The 23,612-nt window shown below is 43.7% G+C and carries 23 protein-coding genes; 12 read left to right on the top strand and 11 right to left on the bottom strand.

The window, feature by feature from the left end:
• Nucleotides 1–292: 292 nt before the first annotated feature.
• From AB4507_RS16495 to cueR, 3 genes are all read left to right on the top strand, one after another.
• Entirely contained in the window at nucleotides 293–1,432 is a 1,140-nt protein-coding gene (locus AB4507_RS16495; RefSeq protein WP_048660875.1) for a porin, read from the top strand.
• Nucleotides 1,433–1,528: 96 nt separating this feature from the next.
• Entirely contained in the window at nucleotides 1,529–2,332 is an 804-nt protein-coding gene (locus tag AB4507_RS16490; protein ID WP_137001208.1) for a DUF2057 domain-containing protein, read from the top strand.
• Nucleotides 2,333–2,425: 93 nt separating this feature from the next.
• Nucleotides 2,426–2,818, top strand: coding sequence for a Cu(I)-responsive transcriptional regulator (cueR, locus tag AB4507_RS16485; protein WP_017061928.1), 393 nt, complete (start codon nucleotides 2,426–2,428; stop codon nucleotides 2,816–2,818).
• A 575-nt stretch (nucleotides 2,819–3,393) separates the two neighbouring features.
• Here the strand turns inward: cueR and AB4507_RS16480 are convergent.
• The 5 genes from AB4507_RS16480 to AB4507_RS16460 form a co-directional block, all read right to left on the bottom strand.
• A complete protein-coding gene (locus AB4507_RS16480) occupies nucleotides 3,394–3,843 on the bottom strand; it encodes an NfeD family protein (RefSeq protein WP_048660872.1) in 450 nt (149 codons plus the stop codon).
• Nucleotides 3,844–3,846: 3 nt separating this feature from the next.
• The gene (locus AB4507_RS16475; protein ID WP_017063395.1) at nucleotides 3,847–4,776 is read right to left on the bottom strand and encodes an SPFH domain-containing protein; all 930 of its coding nucleotides are present in this window, start codon (nucleotides 4,774–4,776) and stop codon (nucleotides 3,847–3,849) included.
• A 197-nt stretch (nucleotides 4,777–4,973) separates the two neighbouring features.
• On the bottom strand, nucleotides 4,974–5,828 hold the full coding sequence (locus tag AB4507_RS16470) for a co-chaperone YbbN (protein ID WP_372182972.1): 855 nt from the start codon (nucleotides 5,826–5,828) through the stop codon (nucleotides 4,974–4,976).
• 396 nt (nucleotides 5,829–6,224) lie between these two features.
• Nucleotides 6,225–7,052 carry an SDR family oxidoreductase gene (locus tag AB4507_RS16465; RefSeq protein ID WP_017061923.1) on the bottom strand — a complete coding sequence of 276 codons (828 nt, stop codon included), beginning with the start codon at nucleotides 7,050–7,052 and terminating at the stop codon, nucleotides 6,225–6,227.
• A 43-nt stretch (nucleotides 7,053–7,095) separates the two neighbouring features.
• Entirely contained in the window at nucleotides 7,096–8,010 is a 915-nt protein-coding gene (locus AB4507_RS16460) for a TIGR01777 family oxidoreductase (RefSeq protein WP_372182971.1), read from the bottom strand.
• 289 nt (nucleotides 8,011–8,299) lie between these two features.
• Here AB4507_RS16460 and AB4507_RS16455 point away from each other — a divergent pair, with 289 nt between their 5' ends.
• From AB4507_RS16455 to yfcE, 5 genes are read left to right on the top strand one after another with little or no spacing between them, the layout of a single operon-like run.
• On the top strand, nucleotides 8,300–9,034 hold the full coding sequence (locus tag AB4507_RS16455; protein ID WP_017072437.1) for a DUF1538 domain-containing protein: 735 nt from the start codon (nucleotides 8,300–8,302) through the stop codon (nucleotides 9,032–9,034).
• Nucleotides 9,031–9,825: a DUF1538 domain-containing protein gene (locus tag AB4507_RS16450; RefSeq protein WP_017062208.1), complete on the top strand. Its 795-nt coding sequence runs from the start codon at nucleotides 9,031–9,033 to the stop codon at nucleotides 9,823–9,825. Before AB4507_RS16455 ends, AB4507_RS16450 begins: the two co-directional genes overlap by 4 nt.
• Nucleotides 9,815–10,165 carry a P-II family nitrogen regulator gene (locus tag AB4507_RS16445; protein ID WP_017062207.1) on the top strand — a complete coding sequence of 117 codons (351 nt, stop codon included), beginning with the start codon at nucleotides 9,815–9,817 and terminating at the stop codon, nucleotides 10,163–10,165. The genes AB4507_RS16450 and AB4507_RS16445 overlap by 11 nt, the downstream gene beginning before the upstream one ends.
• Nucleotides 10,162–10,569 carry a CBS domain-containing protein gene (locus AB4507_RS16440; protein ID WP_017062206.1) on the top strand — a complete coding sequence of 136 codons (408 nt, stop codon included), beginning with the start codon at nucleotides 10,162–10,164 and terminating at the stop codon, nucleotides 10,567–10,569. The genes AB4507_RS16445 and AB4507_RS16440 overlap by 4 nt, the downstream gene beginning before the upstream one ends.
• Before the next feature lie 47 nt (nucleotides 10,570–10,616).
• On the top strand, nucleotides 10,617–11,162 hold the full coding sequence (gene yfcE / locus AB4507_RS16435) for a phosphodiesterase (protein WP_017068995.1): 546 nt from the start codon (nucleotides 10,617–10,619) through the stop codon (nucleotides 11,160–11,162).
• 24 nt (nucleotides 11,163–11,186) lie between these two features.
• Here the strand turns inward: yfcE and AB4507_RS16430 are convergent, their stop codons facing one another.
• From AB4507_RS16430 to AB4507_RS16420, 3 genes are all read right to left on the bottom strand, one after another.
• A complete protein-coding gene (locus tag AB4507_RS16430; RefSeq protein ID WP_372182970.1) occupies nucleotides 11,187–11,507 on the bottom strand; it encodes a SelT/SelW/SelH family protein in 321 nt (106 codons plus the stop codon).
• Nucleotides 11,508–11,639: 132 nt separating this feature from the next.
• Nucleotides 11,640–12,155, bottom strand: coding sequence for a regulatory protein ToxS (locus AB4507_RS16425; protein ID WP_137001205.1), 516 nt, complete (start codon nucleotides 12,153–12,155; stop codon nucleotides 11,640–11,642).
• 1 nt (nucleotide 12,156) lies between these two features.
• Nucleotides 12,157–13,068 (bottom strand): transcriptional regulator, encoded by a 912-nt coding sequence (locus AB4507_RS16420; RefSeq protein WP_372182969.1) that lies wholly within the window; start codon nucleotides 13,066–13,068, stop codon nucleotides 12,157–12,159.
• A gap of 271 nt (nucleotides 13,069–13,339) precedes the next feature.
• On the opposite strand from AB4507_RS16420, the gene htpG reads away from it, so the two are divergent.
• The 3 genes from htpG to hemH all read left to right on the top strand — a co-directional run bounded on the left by htpG (nucleotide 13,340) and on the right by hemH (nucleotide 17,517).
• Nucleotides 13,340–15,244, top strand: coding sequence for a molecular chaperone HtpG (htpG, locus tag AB4507_RS16415; RefSeq protein WP_017062201.1), 1,905 nt, complete (start codon nucleotides 13,340–13,342; stop codon nucleotides 15,242–15,244).
• 388 nt (nucleotides 15,245–15,632) lie between these two features.
• On the top strand, nucleotides 15,633–16,277 hold the full coding sequence (adk, locus tag AB4507_RS16410) for an adenylate kinase (protein WP_017062200.1): 645 nt from the start codon (nucleotides 15,633–15,635) through the stop codon (nucleotides 16,275–16,277).
• A 277-nt stretch (nucleotides 16,278–16,554) separates the two neighbouring features.
• Entirely contained in the window at nucleotides 16,555–17,517 is a 963-nt protein-coding gene (gene hemH, locus AB4507_RS16405; RefSeq protein WP_372051541.1) for a ferrochelatase, read from the top strand.
• A 90-nt stretch (nucleotides 17,518–17,607) separates the two neighbouring features.
• On the opposite strand, the gene AB4507_RS16400 is transcribed toward hemH, so the two are convergent.
• On the bottom strand, nucleotides 17,608–18,993 hold the full coding sequence (locus tag AB4507_RS16400; RefSeq protein WP_102393253.1) for a peptide MFS transporter: 1,386 nt from the start codon (nucleotides 18,991–18,993) through the stop codon (nucleotides 17,608–17,610).
• Between the two features lie 501 nt (nucleotides 18,994–19,494).
• On the opposite strand from AB4507_RS16400, the gene rfaH reads away from it, so the two are divergent.
• Entirely contained in the window at nucleotides 19,495–20,001 is a 507-nt protein-coding gene (gene rfaH, locus AB4507_RS16395) for a transcription/translation regulatory transformer protein RfaH (protein ID WP_017068990.1), read from the top strand.
• Nucleotides 20,002–20,079: 78 nt separating this feature from the next.
• Here rfaH and asnB read toward each other — a convergent pair whose 3' ends face one another.
• Together asnB and AB4507_RS16385 are read right to left on the bottom strand one after the other, a co-directional pair.
• Nucleotides 20,080–21,750: an asparagine synthase B gene (gene asnB, locus AB4507_RS16390; RefSeq protein ID WP_102320162.1), complete on the bottom strand. Its 1,671-nt coding sequence runs from the start codon at nucleotides 21,748–21,750 to the stop codon at nucleotides 20,080–20,082.
• A 235-nt stretch (nucleotides 21,751–21,985) separates the two neighbouring features.
• Complete coding sequence (locus AB4507_RS16385; protein WP_017062195.1) at nucleotides 21,986–23,572, bottom strand: cation:proton antiporter family protein; 1,587 nt, start codon at nucleotides 23,570–23,572, stop codon at nucleotides 21,986–21,988.
• Nucleotides 23,573–23,612 lie beyond the last annotated feature (40 nt).

Raw genomic sequence — 23,612 nt, 5'->3', positions numbered from 1 at the left:
ATTTTTATTGTTTTTGGTTGTGAGCTTTACGATTTATCGATCTGGATCACTAAGTGCCTACTAAATTTGCACCAACTCATATTTTTTTAGATGAAAATTAAGTTCTCATTGATCTTTTTGAGGGCGAAGTTAGTCTTAATGCCATGGATGCACACGATGTGTATAACCAGAAAGGAAATAGAGAATTCAGAGTTTAGGGTTCTCAAACAAGAAAAGGTATTTCTCTCTACGGCGGCCAACTTTAGGCGGGGAATATTCAAACAGCTATATCCATTTTTAGGAGTTTTATTCCATGGAAAACAAAATTTTCAAACGTACTCTACTAGGTGCATCTGTTGCACTTTTATCGACAGGCGTAATGGCGAAAGAAGTTGGTATCAACTCTGACTTCAACGTTGACGTTTACGGTGTTGCAGCTATCTCTCTAGTGAACTACAACACAACTGACAACAATGACTCTAGCTCTGGTTACGCAGTAGAGAACGAATCTCGTATCGGCTTCCGTGCTCACAAAGATATGTTTGAAGACGTTACTATCACAATGCAGATCGAATCTGGCTACGTAGATAGCACAGACTGGTCTCACGGTGGCGTTTCAGGTGGTGTTCTAGGTTTCCGTGATACGTTCGTTGGTGCTTCTGGCTCTTGGGGTAACCTTCGTGTGGGTCGTGTTCTTACACCACTATACGAAATCGTCGACTGGCCATTCTCTAACCCTGGTTTAGGTTCTGTATTCGATTGGGGCGGCATCAACGGTCACTACGATCGTCAATCTAACCAAGTACGTTACGATTCAGCTAAATTTGGTGGTTTCTCTTTTGCAGCTTCTGTTGGTCGTGATGATAACGACAACGGTGGCGGTGCAGCGACTCGTGATGCAAACTTTGTTGGTGCAAGTGCTAAGTACAGCTTCGAAAAAGTAACATTCATGGGTGCGGTTGAATCTGGTACTCGTGTAGTAGCGGAGACTGGTGGTGAGTATGTTGTAGCTCAAGAAGACATTAAAGATGCAAACGGCAACGTAACTACGCCTAAAGGTGAAATTTACCTAACTGATACTGTAGCTGGTTACGATGACGATACATTCGCATACATCGTAGGTTTTGAAGCTAGTCTACCAGCTGGTTTCGGTATCGCAGCAGCATATAAAGGCGAAGAGCTAGATAACGGAATCCGTAAAGTGACTCAAGATTCTTACTCAATCATTGGTCAATACTGGAATGGTCCAATCGGTTTCAAACTAGGTTACGCAGCTAACCTTGAGTCTGAAACAAATGGTTCTAAAGATGCTAACTCAGACAGCAACACTATTTCTGGTCAGCTAATGGCTGTTCATAACGGTTTCGTACCTTACCTACGTGTAGCGGGTCGTACTGTTGGTGACGCTGATACAGATATCGTAACTCGCGTTGGTCTTGAGTACGGTTTCTAAGCTAGAATTATCAGCTTAAACAGTTAGATAAAATCAAAACGCTGGTAAATTTTTTTGCCAGCGTTTTTCCATAGTGAACATAAGGAATTAGTCATAATGAATAAAGTTAGTGTAGTTGTATTATCATTATTTTTGGGAGCTTGTAGTTCACTCGATTCACAAAGTAATTTTGCAGACTCAGTTGCAGATGTACAGCCAAAAGGTGGTTACATTCAAGTGACTGGACAATCTTATGTAGCGGAAAGTAAAGCGAACGTCGGTGCTGATATCCTGAAATCGTCACTTTACTTTACATACAACAAAGAAGTAACACAGAACTCGGCTCCAGAATCTTCAATTATCATGGATGTGAGTTACTTCCAGAGCTATAAAGAATACGAAACCGTAAGCTTTTTTGGAAAGACGATAGACCTTGAAGAGAGACAGGTTCCAAGAGAGAGCTGCAGCGAACACTGCACAAAGACTCAATATATTGAATTTCCATTGAGCGAAGCTGACATTCAGCAAGCAAGAGAAAAGAACTTAGAATTTACACTTGATGGACAAAACTCAGTAATGAGTACAACTTTCATTGTGCCGAAAGCGTATATCGACACAATCTATAATGGCGCAAATAATCATACAGCTATCGCTGTTGCTCCAGTAGCGGTGCCTGTTGCGGCTGTAGTTGCTGAAGAACCAAAAGCATCACAAGCACAAGAGATGGTGAATTACTGGTATGGTGAAGCAACCAAAGAAGAGCAATCTGCAGTAACAGATTGGGCATTCAAGAACCGTAAGAACGCTAACCCAGCATTACTAGAAGGCTCAAAAGAGATCGAAATGGTTTCATACTGGTTCAATAAGCTAGACAGTGAAGAAAAATCTCAAACTATGATTTGGTTGTTAGAACAAGAGTAAGTTTCTAACGTTACACCCTAGCTATGTTTTTCAGCCGCAGTATTGTATAACAGCAGTACTGCGGTTTTTCATTTTAGGCTTACAGGTAAGATTGTGAATATTGGTGAAGTAGCGAAGCGTGTTGGTACAACAGCGAAATCCATTCGTTTTTACGAAAGTAAAGGCATGATGAGCCCACCGCACCGATCAGAAAATGGTTACAGGCAATATGGCGAGATTCATATCGAACAGTTAGAGTTCGTTTTGAGAGCTAAAATGGTTGGTTTCACTCTCGATGAGTGTAAGTCACTGGTTGAGTTGGCAATGAATCCCAACAGACAAAGCTACGAAGTAAAGAAGAAGGCTACTCAGAAGTTAGATGAAATAGAGTTGAAGCTTGCGGAGTTAAACAAGATGAAGGTGCAGCTACAATCTTGGGTACATGACTGCCCTGGAGATACTTCAACGGAATGTCCTATCTTGAATAATCTATCTGGCCGCAGTTAGGTTATTCCAGTTCTAAATGATCGTCAGGCAGCAATTTCATTACTAGCCTGACTTTAATCACCTATCACAGCACCTATCACAGCACCTTTCCGCCGTAATGTTTACAGATCAACAGTGGTACATGAGTGACTGCGTTACCATCTGAACACTTAACTATAGGCCCCATGTTTCCGTTACCAGGAGACTGACTGCTCGCTAGAGCGTTTCCAAATGACAAGCTGAAAATAGCCGTTAGAATTATTAAAAAATGTCTCATACAAACTCCATTAGGTTTATCTCTAATTGAGATAATTGAAAGTATGGACAAGGAAAAGAAAATTTCAAAAATTGGACGGACTTAACATTTTTAATAATTATAAATAAGCGAGAGTAAGGTTAACTATTCATATATATATTGGGTAAGAAATCTGGCTTTCTTATACCTTTTTAGCTCAATCAAACTTTTTAGCTTTACGAAATAAGAACTTATTTTTTTTTCAATTCAATCTATCGCAATGATAATTCGAATATTATTAAGGTTCAAAAATAGAAAAAGCCTGCATTTATTGAAAATGCAGGCTATATATAGCACTCGATTATAAAGGTTCTATTATTAGAACTATTCCGTCTAAAGCGACAATCTTAATTTCGGTGCCAGATGGAATATCTTGACTCGCCTTTGCAGACCAAGAAGAGTCACCGAACTTGATTCGACAGCTACCTTTCTTTACGTCTTCACTTAGAATAACGGTTTGACCTACCAGTTGCTTTTCTCTTTGGTTTAACTCTCGCCCTGCATCCGACTGCTTGTCATTAGACAGTTGTCTTCTCCACCACAACCAAGTGGTAATAAGAGAGAAGCTAGCAAAGGACAGCCATTGCATCTGCCAACCAATTGGTAGAGCACCCAAAAGTGCACCGACCAACATGGCAGATATGCCTATCCATAAAAAGTAACCAGCGGTTCCAACCAGTTCAAGTGCAAGCAGTGCTAGACCAAATGCTAGCCAGTGCCAGTGATTTACTTGTTCTAGTAATTCGACCATAAGTTAGTCCTTACTACCTTTGTCATTCTTATGCGCAAACATCTCTGCAATACCCGCGACAGAACCCATTAGGCCTGTTGCTTCAAGTGGTAGCATGATGATCTTGCCATTTTCAGCTTGGCCAATTGATTTCAGTGCGTCGGTGTAGCCTTGTGCTATAAAGTAGTTTACGGCTTGCATGTCACCTTGAGCAATCGCCGTTGATACCATTTCTGTTGCTTTCGCTTCTGCTTCTGCAGCACGTTCACGAGCTTCGGCTTGAAGTATCGCGGCCTGTTTTTCACCTTCAGCTTTCAGGATCTCAGACTGCTTGTGACCTTCCGCTTTTAGGATCTCTGCTTGTCTTACGCCTTCTGCCTCTAGAATATCAGCACGTTTGTTTCGTTCTGCCTTCATCTGAGCATTCATCGCAGCGGTAAGGTCGGCTGGTGGCTGTACGTCTTTAATTTCGATACGGGTGACTTTTACGCCCCAAGGGTTTGTCGCTTCATCAACGATGTTCAGTAGCTTGGTATTGATCATGTCACGCTGGCTCAGCATCTCATCCAGTTCCATCGAGCCAAGCACAGTACGGATATTGGTGAGGGTTAAGTTACGGATCGCATGTTCAAGGTCATTCACTTCATAAGCTGCCTTAGGCGCGTCGATAACTTGAACAAAACAAACCGCATCGATAACCACATTTGCATTATCTTTGGAGATGACTTCTTGTGCTGGGATGTCGAGAACACGCTCCATCATGCTGATGCGCTGTCCAACTTTATCAATAAATGGAATGATTAAGTTAAGGCCCGGTTTAAGGGTGTGTGTGTATCGCCCGAAGCGTTCAACGGTCCAGTTGTTGCCTTGTGGAACGGTTTTTACGCCAGCGAAGATAAATAACAGTGCGACGGCAGTAAAGACGCCGATAGTAATCAAGGTATCAATAGGCATACAAAATCCTTTGCAAGTTTGAGTTTTTGATAGTTCAGTATTGATACTGGCTCATATTTAAATTCTGAGCAAATTTATAAACGAGAAATGGGCCATAAAGCATTGATTTTATGGCCCATTTTACATTCTATTATGCGATAAACTAATTGATTGAATTGTCAATTTTCGATGTTTAATCTACGGCTTTTTAGGTTTAACTAGTAAAGCAGAGAGTACAGTTGTCGACGGTACTTACTGGCAACTGGGTTACCTTGTCCAATCGCACTCAAGATGTCCATGAACTCTTTCTTCATGTCACCATCGAGAGCATTAAGATCTTTGGCTAGGAAAGACCATAATAGATCCATAGCTTCTTCACTGCGGTTCACTTGGTGATATTGCAATGCTAATTCAGATGCTGTTTTAGCGTCGCTCGGATTTTGCTGAAGAGCGGCTTCTAATGCTTGTATTTCAGGGCTGTCTGCTGCTTGTTTATGAAGTTCAAGCTTTGCAACTAAGCCTTTGTAGTAGTTGTCTTGGTACTCAAGAGGGATAGTTGCTAGCTGAGTTTCAGCAAGGTCAAATTGTTGTGTTTCTAACAAACACTCTGCGATCGCCAGTTTTACTTCACCTTTATTCGTCAGCTCTGCTGGAAGTTGCTGCATTGCTGCTAGTGCCTGTGTGTGCTCGCCAGCTTGCATTTGCTCAAGAGCCTGACGCAAAGCAAGTTCATCTTGGCTAGGAAGGTGTTTGCTGAGCATATCGACAATAGCTTCTATGCTTTGAGGGCCACCGAGCCCATCGACTGGCTGACCATTAACAAACAGTGCAATAGTGGGCAGTGCTTGAACACCAAACTGGCTAGCAATAGCTTGCTCTTGTTCGCAATTGAGCAGGGCTAAGGTGAAGGCACCGTTGTATTGCTGAGTTAAAGTTTGCAGTTCAGGAATGACTTGGGCGCTCTCTTGGCTCATTGGTGCCCAAAAATGGATGAGTACAGGGGTCTGCATCGAACCTTCTAATACTTGACGAAAGTTCTGCTCATTAAGTTCAACAATATGCGGAGATTGCATTTACGTTCCTTGAGGTTTGTTTTGTGGATACGTTGCAAATATGGGGGGGGTAGTCGGTAACTTCAAGATCTAACTCGGTTATCTCGGATAAAAAGAACCAAAAATAGAAAAACGCTATGCTTCGATGTTGATAGAGTTGTTATCTCAACATGGAAGGCATAGCGTTATCATCGAGGTAGTCAGTGAGGCGTTGCGTGAGATACTCAAAACAGTATAAACAGCGTAATTGCCAGACCCACACCTACCCAATTAAGGCGGTTTAAAGTCATGAGATTTCCAGAGTAGAACCATCAATTGGGAATAACTGATGGGATAGGATAATCATGACATCTTATTGTTACGGAAAAATTACATCGTTACATTAAAGTTTGCGACTCTGCATTCAAAGTTAGTAATTTATGCAGCTTTTCTCAAAATAGGGTCTAGCAAGCGACTCGGTAGAATCCTTTTCAATACCGCGAACACTTTAGTCGGGGTCGTAACTCGGTATCTTAGCTTGGGTTTGTCGGCGGTGAGAGCATGGAATACCGGCTCAATACAACTTTCTGGAGGCAGGACAAAAGCGTTATTCGATGATTCTTTTTCGAGTCGATCTTTTTGTTGTTGGTAAGCGTCTTGGTGGGCGCTGCCAGAAATGTTGATCCATTTATTGAACGCTTTCAAGGCATTGGTTCTAAATTGAGTCTCAATTGGCCCTGGTTGCAGTAATGAGATCTGTATACCGCTGCCATGCAGTTCTAATCGTAAGGTATCTGTCCAACCCTCAATCGCGAATTTAGAAGCATTATAAGCACCACGATACTTCATGGCTGCAAAACCTAATACGGAACTGTTTTGTACGATTCGACCTTCGCCACGCTCGCGCATGTGCGGAAGGATCTGACAGACGAGATGATGCCAACCAAAGAAGTTGGTTTCGAATTGTTCTCTGAGTCCTTGGGTCGGTAAGTCTTCTAGTGCCCCTGCTTGACCGTAAGCACCGTTATTGAATAATCCATACAATCCATTAGGTGCGAGATCAATAGCAAGCTTGGCGCCATGCTCAATACTTTCTTGGTTGGAAAGATCTAATTGAATACAGGTGAGGCCTTCATCTTGAAGGCGTTGAACATCTTGTGGATCACGACAAGATGCAATGACATGAAAACCACGCTTTTGAAGTGCATGAGCACATGTATAGCCAATACCTGTTGAGCAACCGGTAATCAGAATCGACTTGTTCACACTTAATCCTTTATTAGAGTCTCTATCGCTCTAGGGTAAAGAATTAGTCTTGATGTTGTAACAAGTTTTTTAGTGCTGGCTCGATTCTTGAGTAACTAAAGATGAATCCCATCTCAGTGAGTTTCTTCGGCTTGGAGCGAATGCTGTCAAATAGCAAACAAGATGATTCCCCCATGAGAATCGACATTGCCCATTTCGGCGTGAATAAGAAATGCGGTCGGCCTAATTGTTTCGCTAACGTGCTGCTGAACAGTTTGTTGGTCACAGGGTGAGGGGCACACATATTGAATTCCCCTTGAGCGTGGGGGAGTGACAACAAGTGATTGATGGCTCTCACCATATCGAGAATGTGAATCCATGGCATGTACTGCTCACCTGAACCTATTGGACCACCGACGCCGAGTTTATAAGGCAATAGCATCTTCTTGAGTGCGCCGCCATTCTCGCCAAGTACAACCCCTGTTCGCAGTAGTATCACGCGTGTGCTTTCTGATTGTGCTCTCTTGGCTATCTCTTCCCAGTGGGCACAGACTTTATGAGGAAAGCTTTCATCTTCTACTTGCAGTGACTCGTCAAACGGGTGCTGCTGTTGATCGCCATAGTAACCCACGGCTGAACCGCTAATAAAAGCGTGTGGCGGGTTGCTACTGGCATGAATTAATTCGACCAGCTTTTCAGTGATGTGCCAGCGGCTGTTACAGATCCTCTCTTTTTGTTCTGCACTCCAACGCTTATCGGCAATCGGCTCACCCGCGAGGTTGACCACCACATCAAAGTCATTGAGATCACTGAGCTCATCAAGGGATTGAATGTAATGAAGGTTGTTCTGGTTGAGGTGATTTAGGTTTTGCTTCGCATTTTCAGGACTCCGCGTCAGCAATGTCACGTCGTCAGTGTTCCAACTCTTGACCAATTCAGAGCCAATAAATCCAGTACCACCCGTTAACAATATCTTCATACCAATCTCCCTATTAAACATAATTATAGACATGGCTTGTTTTTAGTCGCCAATCAATACGAAAAAATCACTATAACGATCATAAGGTTTCAATCGTGTGATGCCCAAATTACGCCTTTTCCAATTTACAAAGGAGTGAAATTAAATTCATCAAGTCAGGATGTGTACCGTCATCACACTTATGCACTTTACTCGGATATGTTACCAACTGCGTAATATTTGTCACATAAGCAATGATAAGGATTTGCCATGATTATTATTAATTCATAATCAGCGACAAGGAATTGCGATGACGGCGGTGCTTGCTTTGTTTCGATCCATGTTAGGTAGCCTGAGGGATCTATTGCCAATCGTGGCGGTAATCGCTTTCTTCCAGCTTGCTGTCTTACAAGAGCCACTTCCTCATCTTTTATCTATTCTGACTGGCTTAGTGCTCGTCGTTTTTGGACTCACTTTCTTTATCTTTGGCCTTGAAATGGGGTTGTTTCCAATTGGCGAATCGATGGCTCAAGCATTTGCCAGAAAGGGGAGTGTGTTCTGGTTATTGATCTTCGCTTTTTGTTTGGGTTTTGGTACCACCATAGCCGAGCCAGCGTTAACCGCAGTCGCTGCCGAAGCCGCAGAAGTGGCAGCTGAGGGAGGTGTAATCCCCAATACGTTAGATGAAATGGAGCAGTATGCCAATGGCCTGCGCTTTACTGTGGCACTGTCAGTCGGTATCGCTATTTTACTCGGTGTGCTGAGAATCTTAAAAGGTTGGCCAATCCAGTACATGATCATCGGTGGATATATTGGAGTGGTCGTGCTCACTGCATTTGCTCCGGAAAACATCATTGGAATTGCGTATGACTCTGGTGGAGTAACGACATCGACGATCACCGTCCCATTAGTAACTGCGTTAGGGGTGGGTTTAGCCTCGGCAATTAAAGGGCGTAATCCGATGATAGATGGTTTTGGGTTGATCGCGTTTGCTTCGTTGCTGCCGATGATGTTTGTCATGGTGTACGGGATGGTGGTGACATGATCAGTGTTCAACAATTTATCGACACCTTTCTCGGCACTGTGATGGATGTGATCCCGATTGCGATCATCATCTTCGGTTTTCAGTTGGCGGTATTACGAAAGCCAGTCAATAACCTAGCCAAAGTGCTGATCGGTTTCTTCTACGTCATTCTTGGCTTATCACTCTTTTTGATGGGATTGGAACTCGCGTTATTCCCTCTAGGGGAGACGATGGCAATGCAACTCACCGAGCCAAGTTTTTTGACTGAGTTTAAGATCAGTTCTGGTCTTGCTTTGGCTTGGTTTGATTATTACTGGGTCTATCTTTTCGCGTTTTGTATTGGTTTCAGCACCACGATAGCCGAGCCCTCTTTGATTGCTGTAGCGATTAAGGCGAACCAAGTTTCCGGTGGCAGTATCAGCGTCAATGGGCTGAGGATCGCCGTGGCATTGGGCGTTGCTATCGGTATCTCACTGGGCAGCTACCGTATCGTTGCGGGTGACCCGATCCACTACTACATCATTTTTGGTTATGTCGTCGTGGTCATTCAAACCTTTTACGCCCCAAAACTCATTATTCCATTGGCCTACGATTCGGGTGGCGTCACTACATCAACGGTGACAGTCCCTTTAGTGACGGCGCTCGGGCTTGGACTCGCTTCAACCGTACCAGGAAGAAACCCTGTTATTGATGGCTTTGGGTTGATCGCCTTTGCCAGCTTATTTCCCATCATTTCAGTGATGGGCTATGCCCAAATAACACAATGGTTAAACCGTTTACACACCTCTAAGGAGAGCAAAGATGCGCTTTAAACTTATCTTAGCGTTTGTAGAAGAGAGCAAGACCGACACTGTGCTCGATGCCGCGCGTGATGCGGGCGCGACTGGAGCAACGGTGATTAACAACGCCAGAGGGCAAGGCTTAAACCAAAAAACCACCTTCTTTGGCCTAACGCTAGAGGTACAAAAAGATGTGTTGCTGTTTGTGGTTGAGGAACACTTAGCGAGGCATATTCTTGAAACTATTGGCGAAGTCGGTGAGTTTGACCAGGAGTCAGGACAAGGTATAGCGGTGCAGATCGATATCGAAGACGCAGTCGGGGTTGCGCATCAAGTCGAGACGTTAACAAAGGTTGTGGAGGATGAGCTATGAGTACCAGTGAAAAGATCCGAGTAGGCGATGTCATGGCCAATACGTATGTGATTATCGATGGGCTAACCACGGTGTTAGAAGCGATAGAGATGGCTAAAAAGCACAAAGTGAAGGCAATCATTGTCGATAAACGCCACGAAGATGACGAATACGGCATCGTATTGATGAATGACATTGCCAAGAAAGTACTGGCTAAGAACCGATCTCCAAAGCGAACCAATGTTTATGAGATCATGACCAAGCCAGCGCTAAGCGTGTCTGCTGAGATGAACGTAAAGTATTGCGCTCGCCTGTTTGAACGCTTTGGTATCAGTCGTGCGCCAGTAGTTCGTGATAACAAGATAGTCGGTATGGTTAGTTACAATAATATCGTGATCAATGGTATGGCGAGAGATGACGTGTAGCATTTAGATACGTACAATAGGCTCATAAATTTTATGGAGAAGTACGTGTGAAATTATTTTTTGCTTCAGACCTACACGGTTCGCTGCCAGCAACAGAAAAGGTATTAGAACTCTACCAAGCATCTGGTGCGCAATATTTAGTTCTATTGGGTGACATTCTGAATCATGGACCAAGAAATCCGATTCCAGAAGGATACAACCCGCCGGCGGTTGCAGATAAGTTGAATGCGTTTTCTCAAGAGATCATTGCCGTTCGTGGTAACTGCGATAGCGAAGTGGATCAGATGTTGTTGTCTTTTCCAATGATGATGGATTACTCGTGGGTGCTATTAGAATCAGGCCAGCGTATCTTCCTAACGCATGGCCATTTGTACAACACCAATAAACGCCCTGCGTTGAAGGCGGGCGATATCATTGCACACGGTCATACCCATATTCCTGTCGCCGAATACCAAGATGACATCTTTATCTTTAACCCTAGCTCGGTGACATTCCCACGAGAGGGACACGCGGCAAGCTATGGCATCTATGAAAACAATACCTTCAAAGTCATTAGCCTTGAAGGTGATGTTCTCGTGAGTGGTCAGCTTTAAATCATTGGATCGGCTGTGAAAGGCTTATTTTGAGTCCACGTGGCCGAGATCTCTGTCTGGAGCAATGATGTTTCGTACTCTTTGCTTCAGAACTTTCGCCTCTGGAAAACCGTCATCTGCTTTTCTTTCCCAAATCTGCACACCATTACAAAAGATTTCGAACCTGCCTCCTGTGTCTGGGTGTAAGCTCACTTGTTCAATTTCTTCGCTGAAGGTATGCAGTAGCTCTTGGCATAACCAACTAGAGCGAAGCATCCAATTGCATTGACGGCAATAGTGTATAGCGATTGTCGCTTTTGTTGCTGTCTCTTTAGCTGGAGTCAGATTTGGTTGATCCGTATTCATAGTTAATCCTTAAAATGCTAAATCCGTAATTTGATACCAACGGCTAACAAAAAAGGGGCATCATGCCCCTTTTCTATTGGTTTACCGTTTAATGGTATTCAGCTATTGATATACATAAATAACTGCAGAGTTTTAGTTTGAGAACAAAACGGTAGAACCGTGATTTAAGCTAGTGAGCAGCAGTGCTTTCTGATTAATTATATCAATGCGTCGGCTTTGCTCTGCATCCATCTTAATCACTTGAGTGATAAGTTCGAGTTGCTCTTCCGAAAAGTCTTGGCGCTCAGCCGAAGTTACATCTTTAAACTCCGTTGGCGAAATCAGTAAATAGTTATCGTTAATATCCCACTGACCTGTTTCAGAGATGTTGATGACATTCGCAGGCTCAGTTTGATTACCGTAAAGTCTAACCACTGACATTCTTAAATATGTACCATTTGGTAGGTATTTCGCATTCGATGATAGTTCAACTCTACGAAGTGGGCCGATTGAGTCAGCTTGCTTGTTATCGCTAATCAGCGTCACCATTCTCGACTGCCATTCATGCTGAGTGAGCAAGCGCTCTACTTTTGCATTGCTGCTCCAATATAGCCAACCACTCAAAAATGCCGATAGAACCAGTAAGATAATCGATACTTTTAATTTCATGTTACTTACCACCGTTACAAATGTCGTTTACATCCGACTGGTTTGCGTAAATTCTTAGGGTTACATTTTCGCTCGAGTAATCTTGCGGGTGAATGTAATTGAGGGCAAGGTTATTGGTTTGTCCTCCTGTAGCGATCACTTCAGCCGGCTTTAACACACCAGTGTGACTCGTGTTGTAACTTAATACACACTTTTCTATTGCTGGCAGCCAACTGCTGAGGTCTGGGTGGTTAACCGGTGATTGAACCTTTACACCATCCACTTCAGTCAAAACCGTGAACTCGGACTCCACCGGGGTAGTAAACGTTAAAACGAGAATCGGCATGATGAAAGCGGCAAGCAGTAACCAAAATGTTAACCATTTATTGGTGCTTTTAGCCGGAGCTACAACAGGAGCGGTTGCTGGTTCTACTGCCACTTTAGTTTGTTGAACTTTTGTAATTGGATCAGGTTCAAATGTGTCAGTGATTGCTTGTTCAGTCGCTGCAGGCGTTGCAAACGTTAGGATAGGTTCAACGTCATTTTCTGCAATTTCAGCGGCTACTGGCTGATCATTTGATGACAGTGGCGCAGAGCGCTCAACGGTCGCAATAAATTGGTAACCGCGCTTCGGTACTGTCTTTACGAATTCAGGAGATTTAGTCGAGTCTTTGAGCATCTTTCTCAGAGTCGATACGGCTTGCGTTAAGCTTGAGTCATCCACCTCAAAGCCTTGGTCTCGCCAAACATACTCATGCAATTCATTACGAGTGATAACTTCATTAGGCCTTTCTGACAGCATCAAGAGAATACGGCTTTCATTGCTACCAAGACGTACGACTTCACCGTCGCTCATTTGATCGACAAGTGAATTGCTGTTTGGGTCGAATACGAACCGTTGTGCGAGAATAAACTTTGTGCCGATATTACTCATTGAATTCTTCTATTTTGGATTGTTTTGGGGGGCGAAATAGACAAATCTCAGGTGAAGTTCCGTTAATTCTTCACCAAATCATGGCTTATTTTATGTTCTTTTATATTTATCAGGCTCAAGGATAATAAAAACAGATAAAAAAAACAGTGTTTTTATGATTTTTGACCTTGAATTTACATTTGTCATCCTCATGTTAATGAACAGAAGAGTGGCATCAAGTGTTACGCCCCTATGATTATTCAACATAAAGTATAGATGTTTTGGAGTAAAAATGAGCGAAACGGCAACGCAAAATAAAGAGACTCGTGGCTTTCAATCTGAAGTAAAACAACTACTTCATCTAATGATTCACTCACTGTATTCAAATAAAGAAATCTTTCTACGTGAGCTGATCTCTAACGCATCTGACGCGGCTGATAAGCTTCGTTTTCAAGCTCTATCGAACGGTGACCTTTACCAAGGTGATGCAGATCTAGGTGTAAAACTTTCTTTCAACGCGGAAGCAAACACGTTAACCATTTCTGATAACGGTATCGGTATGAGCCGCGACAACGTTATTGAGCATTTAGGTACGATTGCTAAGTCAGGCACTGCAGACTTTTTCTCAAAGCTGTCTGAAGACCAAAGCAAAGACTCTCAACTGATTGGTCAATTTGGTGTGGGTTTCTATTCTGCATTCATCGTCGCAGACGCGGTAACGGTTCGCACACGTGCAGCTGGCCTGCCGAACAATGAAGCTGTTCAGTGGCACTCTGCAGGTGAAGGCGATTACACAATCGAAGACATCACTAAAGAGTCTCGTGGTACTGACATCGTTCTGCACATGCGTGAAGACGGTAAAGAGTTCTTAAATGAGTGGCGTCTGCGTGAAGTGATTGGTAAATATTCTGACCACATCGGTATTCCTGTTTCTATCTTCACAGCAGTGAAAGATGACGAAGGTAAAGACACCGAAGAGAAACATTGGGAACAGATCAATAAGGCGCAAGCGCTTTGGACTCGCAACAAATCTGATATCGAGAAAGAAGAGTACCAAGAGTTTTACAAGCACGTATCTCACGACTTTGCTGATCCACTAACCTGGAGCCACAACAAGGTTGAAGGTAAGAACGATTACACAAGCCTGCTTTACATCCCAGCGAAAGCACCTTGGGACATGATGAACCGTGACCACAAGAGTGGCTTGAAACTTTACGTGCAGCGTGTATTCATCATGGATGACGCAGAGCAGTTCATGCCATCTTACATGCGTTTCGTTCGTGGCTTGATTGACTCAAACGATCTGCCATTGAACGTGTCTCGTGAAATCCTGCAAGACAACAAGGTAACTCAGTCTCTTCGTGGCGCATGTACCAAGCGTGTACTGACTATGCTTGAGCGCATGGCGAAGAATGACAATGATAAGTACCTAGAGTTTTGGAAAGAGTTCGGCCTAGTATTGAAAGAAGGCCCGGCTGAAGATATGGCGAACAAAGAGAAGATCGCTGGTCTACTTCGTTTCTCGTCAACGGAAGTGGATTCTGCTGAACAAACCATCAGCCTAGAATCTTACGTTGAGCGCATGAAAGAAGGCCAAGATAAGATTTACTACCTGACAGCAGATAGCTACGCTGCCGCTAAGAACAGCCCACACTTGGAGCAGTTCAAAGCTAAAGGTATTGAAGTGGTTCTAATGTACGATCGTATTGATGAGTACGTAATGAACTACCTGACTGACTTCGACGGTAAACAGTTCCAATCGATCACTAAAGCAGGCTTAGACCTAAGCAAGTTTGAAGGTGAAGAAGAGAAAGAGAAGCAAAAAGAGACAGAAGAAGAGTTCAAATCTGTTGTTGAGCGTACTCAATCTTACCTAGGTGGTCGTGTTAAAGAAGTTCGTACGACCTTCAAGCTAGCAACGACACCTGCGGTTGTTGTGACTGACGACTTCGAAATGGGCACGCAAATGGCGAAGCTTCTTGAAGCTGCGGGTCAAGCGGCACCGGAAGTGAAGTACATCTTCGAGATTAACCCTGAGCACGCACTGGTTAAACAGATGGCTGACGAAGCAGACGAGCAAGCGTTTGGTCGTTGGGTTGAGTTGCTACTTGGTCAAGCGATGCTGGCTGAAAAGGGCTCAATGGAAGATCCGTCACAATTCTTGGGTGCAATCAACGAGCTACTAACAAAGCGTTAGTCTTTCGACTTTAGGTTAAGCCAACAATTACAATAAAAAGCTCGCAAATGCGGGCTTTTTTTATGAACGTCGTTGAAAATTGACCTAACGTGGTCAACGTCACCGTTATCGTCACAACAAATGTTGTCGATGCATTCTTTAGTCGTAAATTCAGCCAAATTGAATATTAATGTGATAGAATGCTCGACCTAATCAGCTGGGGCTAAGAAGCGACTATCTCCAGTTGTATGATTTTTAAACGTTATACCGAAACTTACCGTTTTGCTTCTGTTCACAGTTTTGCTTAGCCTCAATGGTTACTTAACGCTTTCTGTTCATCCTAAAAATGAGCAAGAATGGAGGGATAGTGAGCTTCGGTATAAATCATAATTTTATAAGAGGATTAAACATGCGCATCATTCTTCTAGGTGCTCCTGGCGCGGGTAAAGGTACTCAAGCTAACTTCATCATGAACAAATTTGGTATCCCTCAAATTTCAACTGGTGACATGCTACGTGCTGCTATCAAAGCGGGTACTGAGCTTGGTAAGCAAGCAAAATCAGTAATCGACGCTGGTCAGCTAGTTTCTGATGAAATTATCCTTGGTCTTATCAAAGAGCGTATCGCTCAAGATGACTGTGAGAAAGGTTTCCTACTAGACGGTTTCCCACGCACAATCCCACAAGCTGATGGCCTAAAAGAAATGGGCATCGCTGTTGATTACGTTGTTGAATTTGACGTAGCTGACGATGTGATTGTTGAGCGTATGGCTGGTCGTCGTGCTCACCTTCCTTCTGGTCGTACATACCACACTGTGTACAATCCGCCTAAAGAAGAAGGTAAAGATGACGTAACGGGTGAAGACCTAGTGGTACGTGATGACGACAAAGAAGAAACAGTTCGTGCACGTCTAGGTGTATACCACGATCAAACAGCTCCGCTAATCTCTTACTACGGTAAAGAAGCTGAAGCAGGTAACACTCAGTACCTTAAGTTTGACGGTACTAAGCAAGTTGCTGAAGTTAGTGCAGAACTTGAGAAAGCACTAGCATAATTGGCTAACAGCCAGTTTTAGAATTTGATATATTGGAAGCGACCTTAAGGGTCGCTTTTTTTGTTTCAATTTTTAGTACGATACCAATCTATATAACTTGATTGCACATGATTCAGAACGGTTCAGACCCGATGGCAGTGGCTAGCAATTGAGAGTGGATGTTGTGTATCTCATATGAAGAATGATTATTCAGACTTTCATTGAGGCGCAATGATCTTAAACTTATGCAGATTAGTATATTACTTTCCAGAAAATCACATATTGGTCTCAGGTATCTATGGAAAATAATAAAAAGCAGGGCGTTTTACTGGTGAACTTAGGAACGCCAGATGCGGCGACCCCCGCTGGCATTCGTCGATTTTTGAGTGAATTCTTACACGACAAGCGAGTTGTAAACCTAACGCGTTGGCTTTGGTGTCCTATATTACATGGCGTGATTTTACCAATTCGCTCGCCTAAAGTTGCTAAGCTGTATCAGTCTGTCTGGATGGATGAGGGCTCACCACTGCTTGTGTACTCTCAAAGACAAGCTGAAAAGCTCCAGAAAAAACTAGAGATGCCTGTTGCACTGGGTATGACCTATGGCAACCCAAGCCTAAAGGCTGGTGTTGAGCAACTGATGGAGCAGGGCGTTGAGGACATCATCGTACTGCCTTTATATCCGCAGTACTCTGGCACAACCACAGCGGCGGTTTCTGATGGTTTAACCAAAGCCTTTAAGCAGATGCCAGTTATCCCGAGCTATCGCTTTATTCGCGACTACTACGCGCACCCAAGCTATGCAAAAGCATTGGCTGAAAGCGTCCGCAGTCATTGGGATAAAAATGGCAGAGCCGATCATTTAGTTTGTTCTTTCCACGGTATTCCGAAGCGACTGGCTGATGAAGGCGATATCTACCCTCAGCATTGTGAAGCGACAACAAAGCTGCTTGCGGCAGAGTTAGGTTTGTTAGCGGACGATATCACCATGACATACCAATCGCGATTTGGTCGAGAAGAGTGGTTGAAGCCATACACTGACGAGACACTTGAGTCACTGCCGAGTAAAGGCATCAAGAAGATCGACATCATGGCACCTGCCTTTTCGGTTGACTGTTTGGAAACGTTGGAAGAGATTTCAGACCAGTGTAAAGAGACGTTCATTGACGCTGGTGGTTCGGACTTTAGCTACATTATGTGTCTGAACGACAGAGACTCACACATCGACATGATGGCTGAACTAGTGGCGCTTCATCGCTAACTGATATGGCGATTGAATAGATAACAAAAGGGCTGCTCATTGAGCAGCCCTTTTTGATCTTGATGTTTCTTCTTGAAATCGATCTAGCTATTAAGCGACCGAAGTTTCTGCTTTTGGTTCTGCTTCAAGCGTCATGTTGGTTTCTACACCATGCATCCATGATACAAGCTTACCAGCACAAAGCAGCAGTAATATGGCACTCACCGTTGCTGTGATAGCAATACCACTGAAGATTGACATAGCACCAAGCTCACCAACGTGAGAACCGACCAGGCCTGCCACGTAGTTTGCCACCGCATTGAAGCCAAACCATGCACCCATCATCAATGATGCTAGGCGAAGCGGAGCTAACTTAGTGACCAACGACAGGCCAATAGGCGATAGACAAAGCTCACCAAGGGTATGGAAGAAGAAAGCACCGACTAGCCATAGCATTGATGTTTTCACGGTTAGGTCACCGCCTTGCTCCATTACCGCGCCCATCATGCACACAAAGCCCAGTGCTAAGAAGAACAATGCCATTGCAAACTTAACAGGAGAGTTGGGTTCACGCTTACCCAGTTTCACCCAGAACGCAGCAATGATTGGAGCAAGTGTAATGATGAAGAATGGGTTCAAAGATTGGAACCACGCAGCAGGAACTTCAAAGCCACCAATCATACGGTCAGTATATTGTTGAGTGTAGATGTTCATTAGGCCGCCAGCTTGTTCAAAGCCCGCCCAGAAAACAATCACGAACAGACCCATGATAAGAATCACTTTTAGTCTGTCGAACTCTTCTTTGGTCAGTGGCGCTTTTTCTTTAGATTTGTTTAGTGCTTTCGCTCTTGCAGCAGCAGGTACAGAACCGATGTTGCCCAACCAAGACTGAGCCATTGTCACTTGCATGATCAAGCTAATAACCATACCAATACCAGCGGCTAGGAAACCTGCTTTCCAACCGAATGAATCGACAGCAGCACCTGAAATTAAGCCACCAAGCAGCGCACCTAAGTTGATGCCCATGTAGAAAATGGTGAAAGCACCGTCACGGCGGTTATCGCCTTCTTGGTACAGATCGCCAACCATGGTTGAGATGTTCGGCTTAAACATACCGTTACCACTGATTAGCAGAGCTAAACCAAGGTACAGCGCGTTCACTTGGTCTAAACCGATGAAGCCGTTAGGTAGAGCCATTGTAAATTGGCCAAGTGCCATCAATACACCGCCAATCATAATTGATTTACGCTGACCTAGGTAGTTATCGGCAATCCAGCCACCAATTAATGGTGTGATGTAGACTAAGCCGGTGTAAATACCGTAGAGATCGAGTGCGTCTTTCGTTGACCAACCCAGTCCACCGTTGAGGGTAGTGTCAGTCAAAAATAAGACAAGGATGGCACGCATCGCATAGTAAGAGAAACGTTCCCATAGCTCTGTGCTAAAAAGTAGAAATAGGCCTCTAGGGTGGCCAAAGATGTTGTGGTTGCTTGGCATAAGTTTTACTAATTTTAGGTATTAAAAGATTTTATAGTCATTCATGTATACACAGTGGGATAAAAGTCTGCAATAGACTTATTTTATGGTCACGACAACTTGTTTTAACTAAGATGTTGATATTAAATATCTTTATTTTTAATGTTGCCCATTTTAGATGTGCTGCAAACTAATTTTCCAGATTTGAGTTGGTTGGTTAATAACCTTCATTAAAGTTGTGTTGAATTAAAATCTTTAGATATATTGCTCTGGTGTATCATTTTGAGTTTGAAGGGAGTGGCATGCGCATTAGGTGGGGCATACATATGCTTACAACAATGAGTCTTTTGATCTCTAAATGATCTCTGTACAATGCTTAACCACTCCGACACCTATAACTTTTTGTTGATAAATTGGTCTGCTACGCATTATTTTTCGTTAGCAACGATTCATTTTATTAATGGTGATTTAACCGTTTTAGGCATGTGGTAAAATATCTAAAAATATAAAATGGCTAGTCAAATGAAACGTTGGTATTTGCTTTACTGTAAGCGTGGTGATCAAAAACGCGCTCAGCAGCACTTAGAGAATCAGGGGGTAGAGTGCTTTTACCCTCAAATAGAAGTCGAAAAGGTGGTGAGAGGGAAAGAAAAGCAGGTCAAAGAACCGCTGTTTCCGTCTTACATCTTTGTTCGCTTCGACTATGAGCAAGGTCCTAGCTTCACGACCGTTCGTTCAACACGTGGCGTTGTGGACTTTATTAAGTTCGGTTCACTGCCGCACGAGGTCCAAGGAGACTTGGTGTTTGAACTTAAAGAGTTTGAGAAGTGCTGCAGTAACGAAGTGGAAGATTGTTGTGTTGAGTTTGAATCTGGACAGGTAGTTAAGATTCAGAGTGGCCAATTTGCTGGGGTTGAAGCTATTTTCGATCAGAAAGACGGTGAGGCTCGATCGATTATGCTGGTGAAAATGATCAGCCAAGTCGTTCCAATCAGTATTGAGAACGAAGCACTACAAGCTCGTGCATAACTGCAGTAATAAAAATAGGCTTAAAACAAAAGGCGCATAATGCGCCTTTTTTAGTCTTTAGGATTTGTTCAAAACGCTCTAAGCGTTGTAAGCATCGTTGTGAACGGCTTGTACTGCACGGCCTGATGGGTCGACACAGTTTTTGAATGACTCATCCCACTCAATCGCTTTCGCTGATGAACAAGCAACTGAAGGACCACCAGGTACACACTCTGCCGCAGATTCTAGAGGGAATAGCTCCTCAAAGATTTCACGGTAAGCATAACCTTCTTTGGTTGTTGGCGTGTTGTAAGGGAAACGGAACTTAGCAGCTTCCATTTGTTGATCCGTTACTTTTGCTTCAGCCGTTGCTTTCAATGTATCAATCCAATCGTAGCCAACACCATCAGAGAACTGCTCTTTTTGACGCCATGCGATTGAATCTGGTAGGTAGTCTTCAAAACACTCACGCAGGATGTGTTTCTCCATCTTACCGTTACCGCACATCTTATCTTCAGGGTTCAGACGCATTGCGACATCGATGAACTCTTTATCCAAGAATGGTACACGGCCTTCAACACCCCATGCCGCTAGCGATTTGTTTGCACGAGCACAGTCGAACATGCTTAGAGCAAGCAGTTTACGTACTGTCTCTTCGTGGAACTCTTTCGCGTTTGGCGCTTTATGGAAGTACAGGTAACCACCAAAGATTTCATCAGCACCTTCACCTGAAAGTACCATCTTGATGCCCATCGCTTTGATCTTACGAGCCAGCAAGTACATTGGCGTTGATGCACGAATCGTCGTTACATCGTAAGTTTCGATATGGTAGATAACGTCACGGATTGCGTCTAGGCCTTCCTGAATAGTGTAAGTCATCTCATGGTGCACAGTTCCGATCTTGTCCGCAACTTCACGAGCAGCGATAAGGTCTGGTGCGCCTTCAAGACCAACAGCGAACGAGTGCAGTTGTGGCCACCAAGCTTCAGATTGCTCATCATCTTCGATACGCATTGCCGCAAAGCGTTTTGCAACTGCTGAAGTAATTGATGAATCCAGGCCACCAGATAGAAGTACACCGTAAGGAACGTCAGTCATTAGTTGACGTTTAACGGCTGCTTCTAGCGCTTCAGTCAGTTCTTCTTTGCTTGTGCTGTTGCCTTGTACCGCAGCGTACTCGTTCCAATCGCGGATGTAGTAGCGTTGAGGTTCAGCATCTTTCGAAGAGTAGAAGCTACCTGGAGGGAATTCACTGATCGTCTTACATACTTCAACCAATGCTTTCATCTCTGAAGCCACGTAGTAGTTGCCGTGCTCATCGTAACCTTGGTAAAGCGGGATGATACCAATATGGTCGCGGCCCACTAGGTACTCGTCTTTCTCTTCGTCGTATAAAACGAATGCGAAAATACCGTTAAGCTCTTCTAGAAGGTCTGCACCCATCTCTTGGTATAGCGCTAGGATAACTTCACAGTCAGAATCAGTCTGGAACTGGTACTTATCTTCATAGCGTGCACGAAGTTCTTTGTGGTTATAAATTTCACCGTTTACTGCAAGAATGTGCTTTTTGTCTTGACTGTATAGTGGTTGAGCACCACTGTTCAAGCCAACAATAGCAAGACGTTCATGAGCAAGGATTGCTTTTTCACCAGCATAGATACCAGACCAGTCTGGACCACGGTGACGAAGCTTCTTAGACATTTCTAAAGCAATAGGGCGAAGTGTTGCGGCATCACTTTTAATGTCGAGAATGCCAAATACTGAACACATAGAACTTCCTTTTAAATAATTTCCAAATCAACTGCATTCAATTTGCCATTCTGGCTAAAAAAAGCAACCGGATGTGAGCAAAAAAATAATATAAAGGGTGTTCTGTTAGAAATTATCTAATTTTTATGTGCTTTTGGTGTGTGATGTTTAATTGCGGTTGGTTTTTTAAACAAAAACCTCTCAAAAGTGCGAAAAATAGGCAGTTTTGAGAGGTTTAGTTGAACACTGTCTAATACTAGATTTTATTGATATTTGGATTTAACTGTTCGCAAACGTGGCGAGCAAAACCACTACCAGCCTCGCTGTAAATGTTAAATGCCGCATCAACGCCATTCTCTTTCAGTGTTTCGAGTTGATCGGGATATTCAGCAATAGCCGCAATTTGGCCTTTAAAGTTACGTGACTTTAATTGTTCTAAAGCGGTTTGATTACCTTGGTGGTGAGGCATTGCCAAAATCACCAGCTTTACGTTTGCTGTATCTAGAATTCGCTCCCAAAAATCTGGGTCAGTCGCGTCGCCAGAAATCACGTTTCTGCCTTGGCTTCTGTGGTTGTGCGCGGCTTCTTCACGCACTTCTACACCTAGGCTGACCTTGCCATAGCGAGTACGTAATTCGTCATAAGCACCGGTACCAATTCGGCCCATACCTAGAATAAGCACTTGGGCACGACCAGGGTCAATTCGCTTATCACGTCGGTGAAGCTTTTCTGACGCATGCTCTTTTAGCCATTTACCTGACTGCTGATAAAGCTTATGACCAGCTCGGTTTAAAGGAGCAGCGATTAGAAAAGACAGTGAAACTGCAATGGCAACGGCAACTAAGATATCACCCGACATCCAACCCATCTTGAAGGCGAGACCACCAACGATGAGGCCAAACTCGCTATAGTTAAACAGTGATAGCGAGGCAAGTAGAGACGTTCGAACACGGAACTTGAAGCGGTTGAGTACCAAGAAGTAGAGAACACCTTTCACAGGCAGCATCAGCAAGAACAAGATTGCGAGCATAAAGCCTTGAATGGTTGGTTGCTCTGACAGACCAATATTCAAGAAGAAACAGACAAGGAAAAGTTCTTTAAGGTTAAACAGCGACTTTGATAATTCTGAGGCTTTTGGGTGACCAGCAAGTAACATACCTAGAACAAGAGCCCCCAAATCTGGTTTCACACCAACCAAATGGAATAAACCAGCACCGACGACTAATGCGAAGAAGATGCCGGAAAGAACCAGCATCTCACCGTGACCAACCCAATCGAGCACTTTGTAGAACAGTGGGCGTAATAAGGGTAGGGCAAACAGAGCAATTGCATACCACTCAGGTATTTTGCCCGTAGAAGCCGTTAAGAATACTACGGCGAAGATATCCTGCATGACCAAGATACCAATCGCTAACGTTCCGTAGGTCGCATTCATTTCGCCTTTCTCTTGCAGAGTCTTAACCGCAAATACAGTACTAGAGAATGAAAGAGCAAAACCGAGCAGAACGATCTGTTCTACCGACATGGCAGCTAGCGATGAAATACCTAAGAACTTAAAGCCAAACAGGGCGACGGCGAAAAACAGAGTGGACAAAAGGTTGTGGATTGTCGCGCCAGCCCAGATCTCTTTAGAGAGTAGGGTTTTGATATCGAGCTTTAAGCCGATAGTAAATAGAAGCAGCGTGACACCAAGGTCAGCTAAAGTAATGATGGTGTCATTGGTTTCAAAGCCAAAGGCAAAAAGCCCAAAGCCTGCAACCAAAAAACCAACTAATGGGGGAAGGTGACACTTTAAAGCAATAAATCCTGCGATAAACGCAGTGGATATTAATATAAGTTCCATAACTTGTTGTTGTAGTTCCCTAGCTTAAAAAAACGGGCCG

The organism is Vibrio sp. 10N.222.54.A3 (assembly GCF_041474095.1).
Taxonomy (GTDB): Bacteria; Pseudomonadota; Gammaproteobacteria; order Enterobacterales; family Vibrionaceae; genus Vibrio; species Vibrio crassostreae_C.
This window is presented reverse-complemented; position numbering and strand designations above follow the sequence as displayed.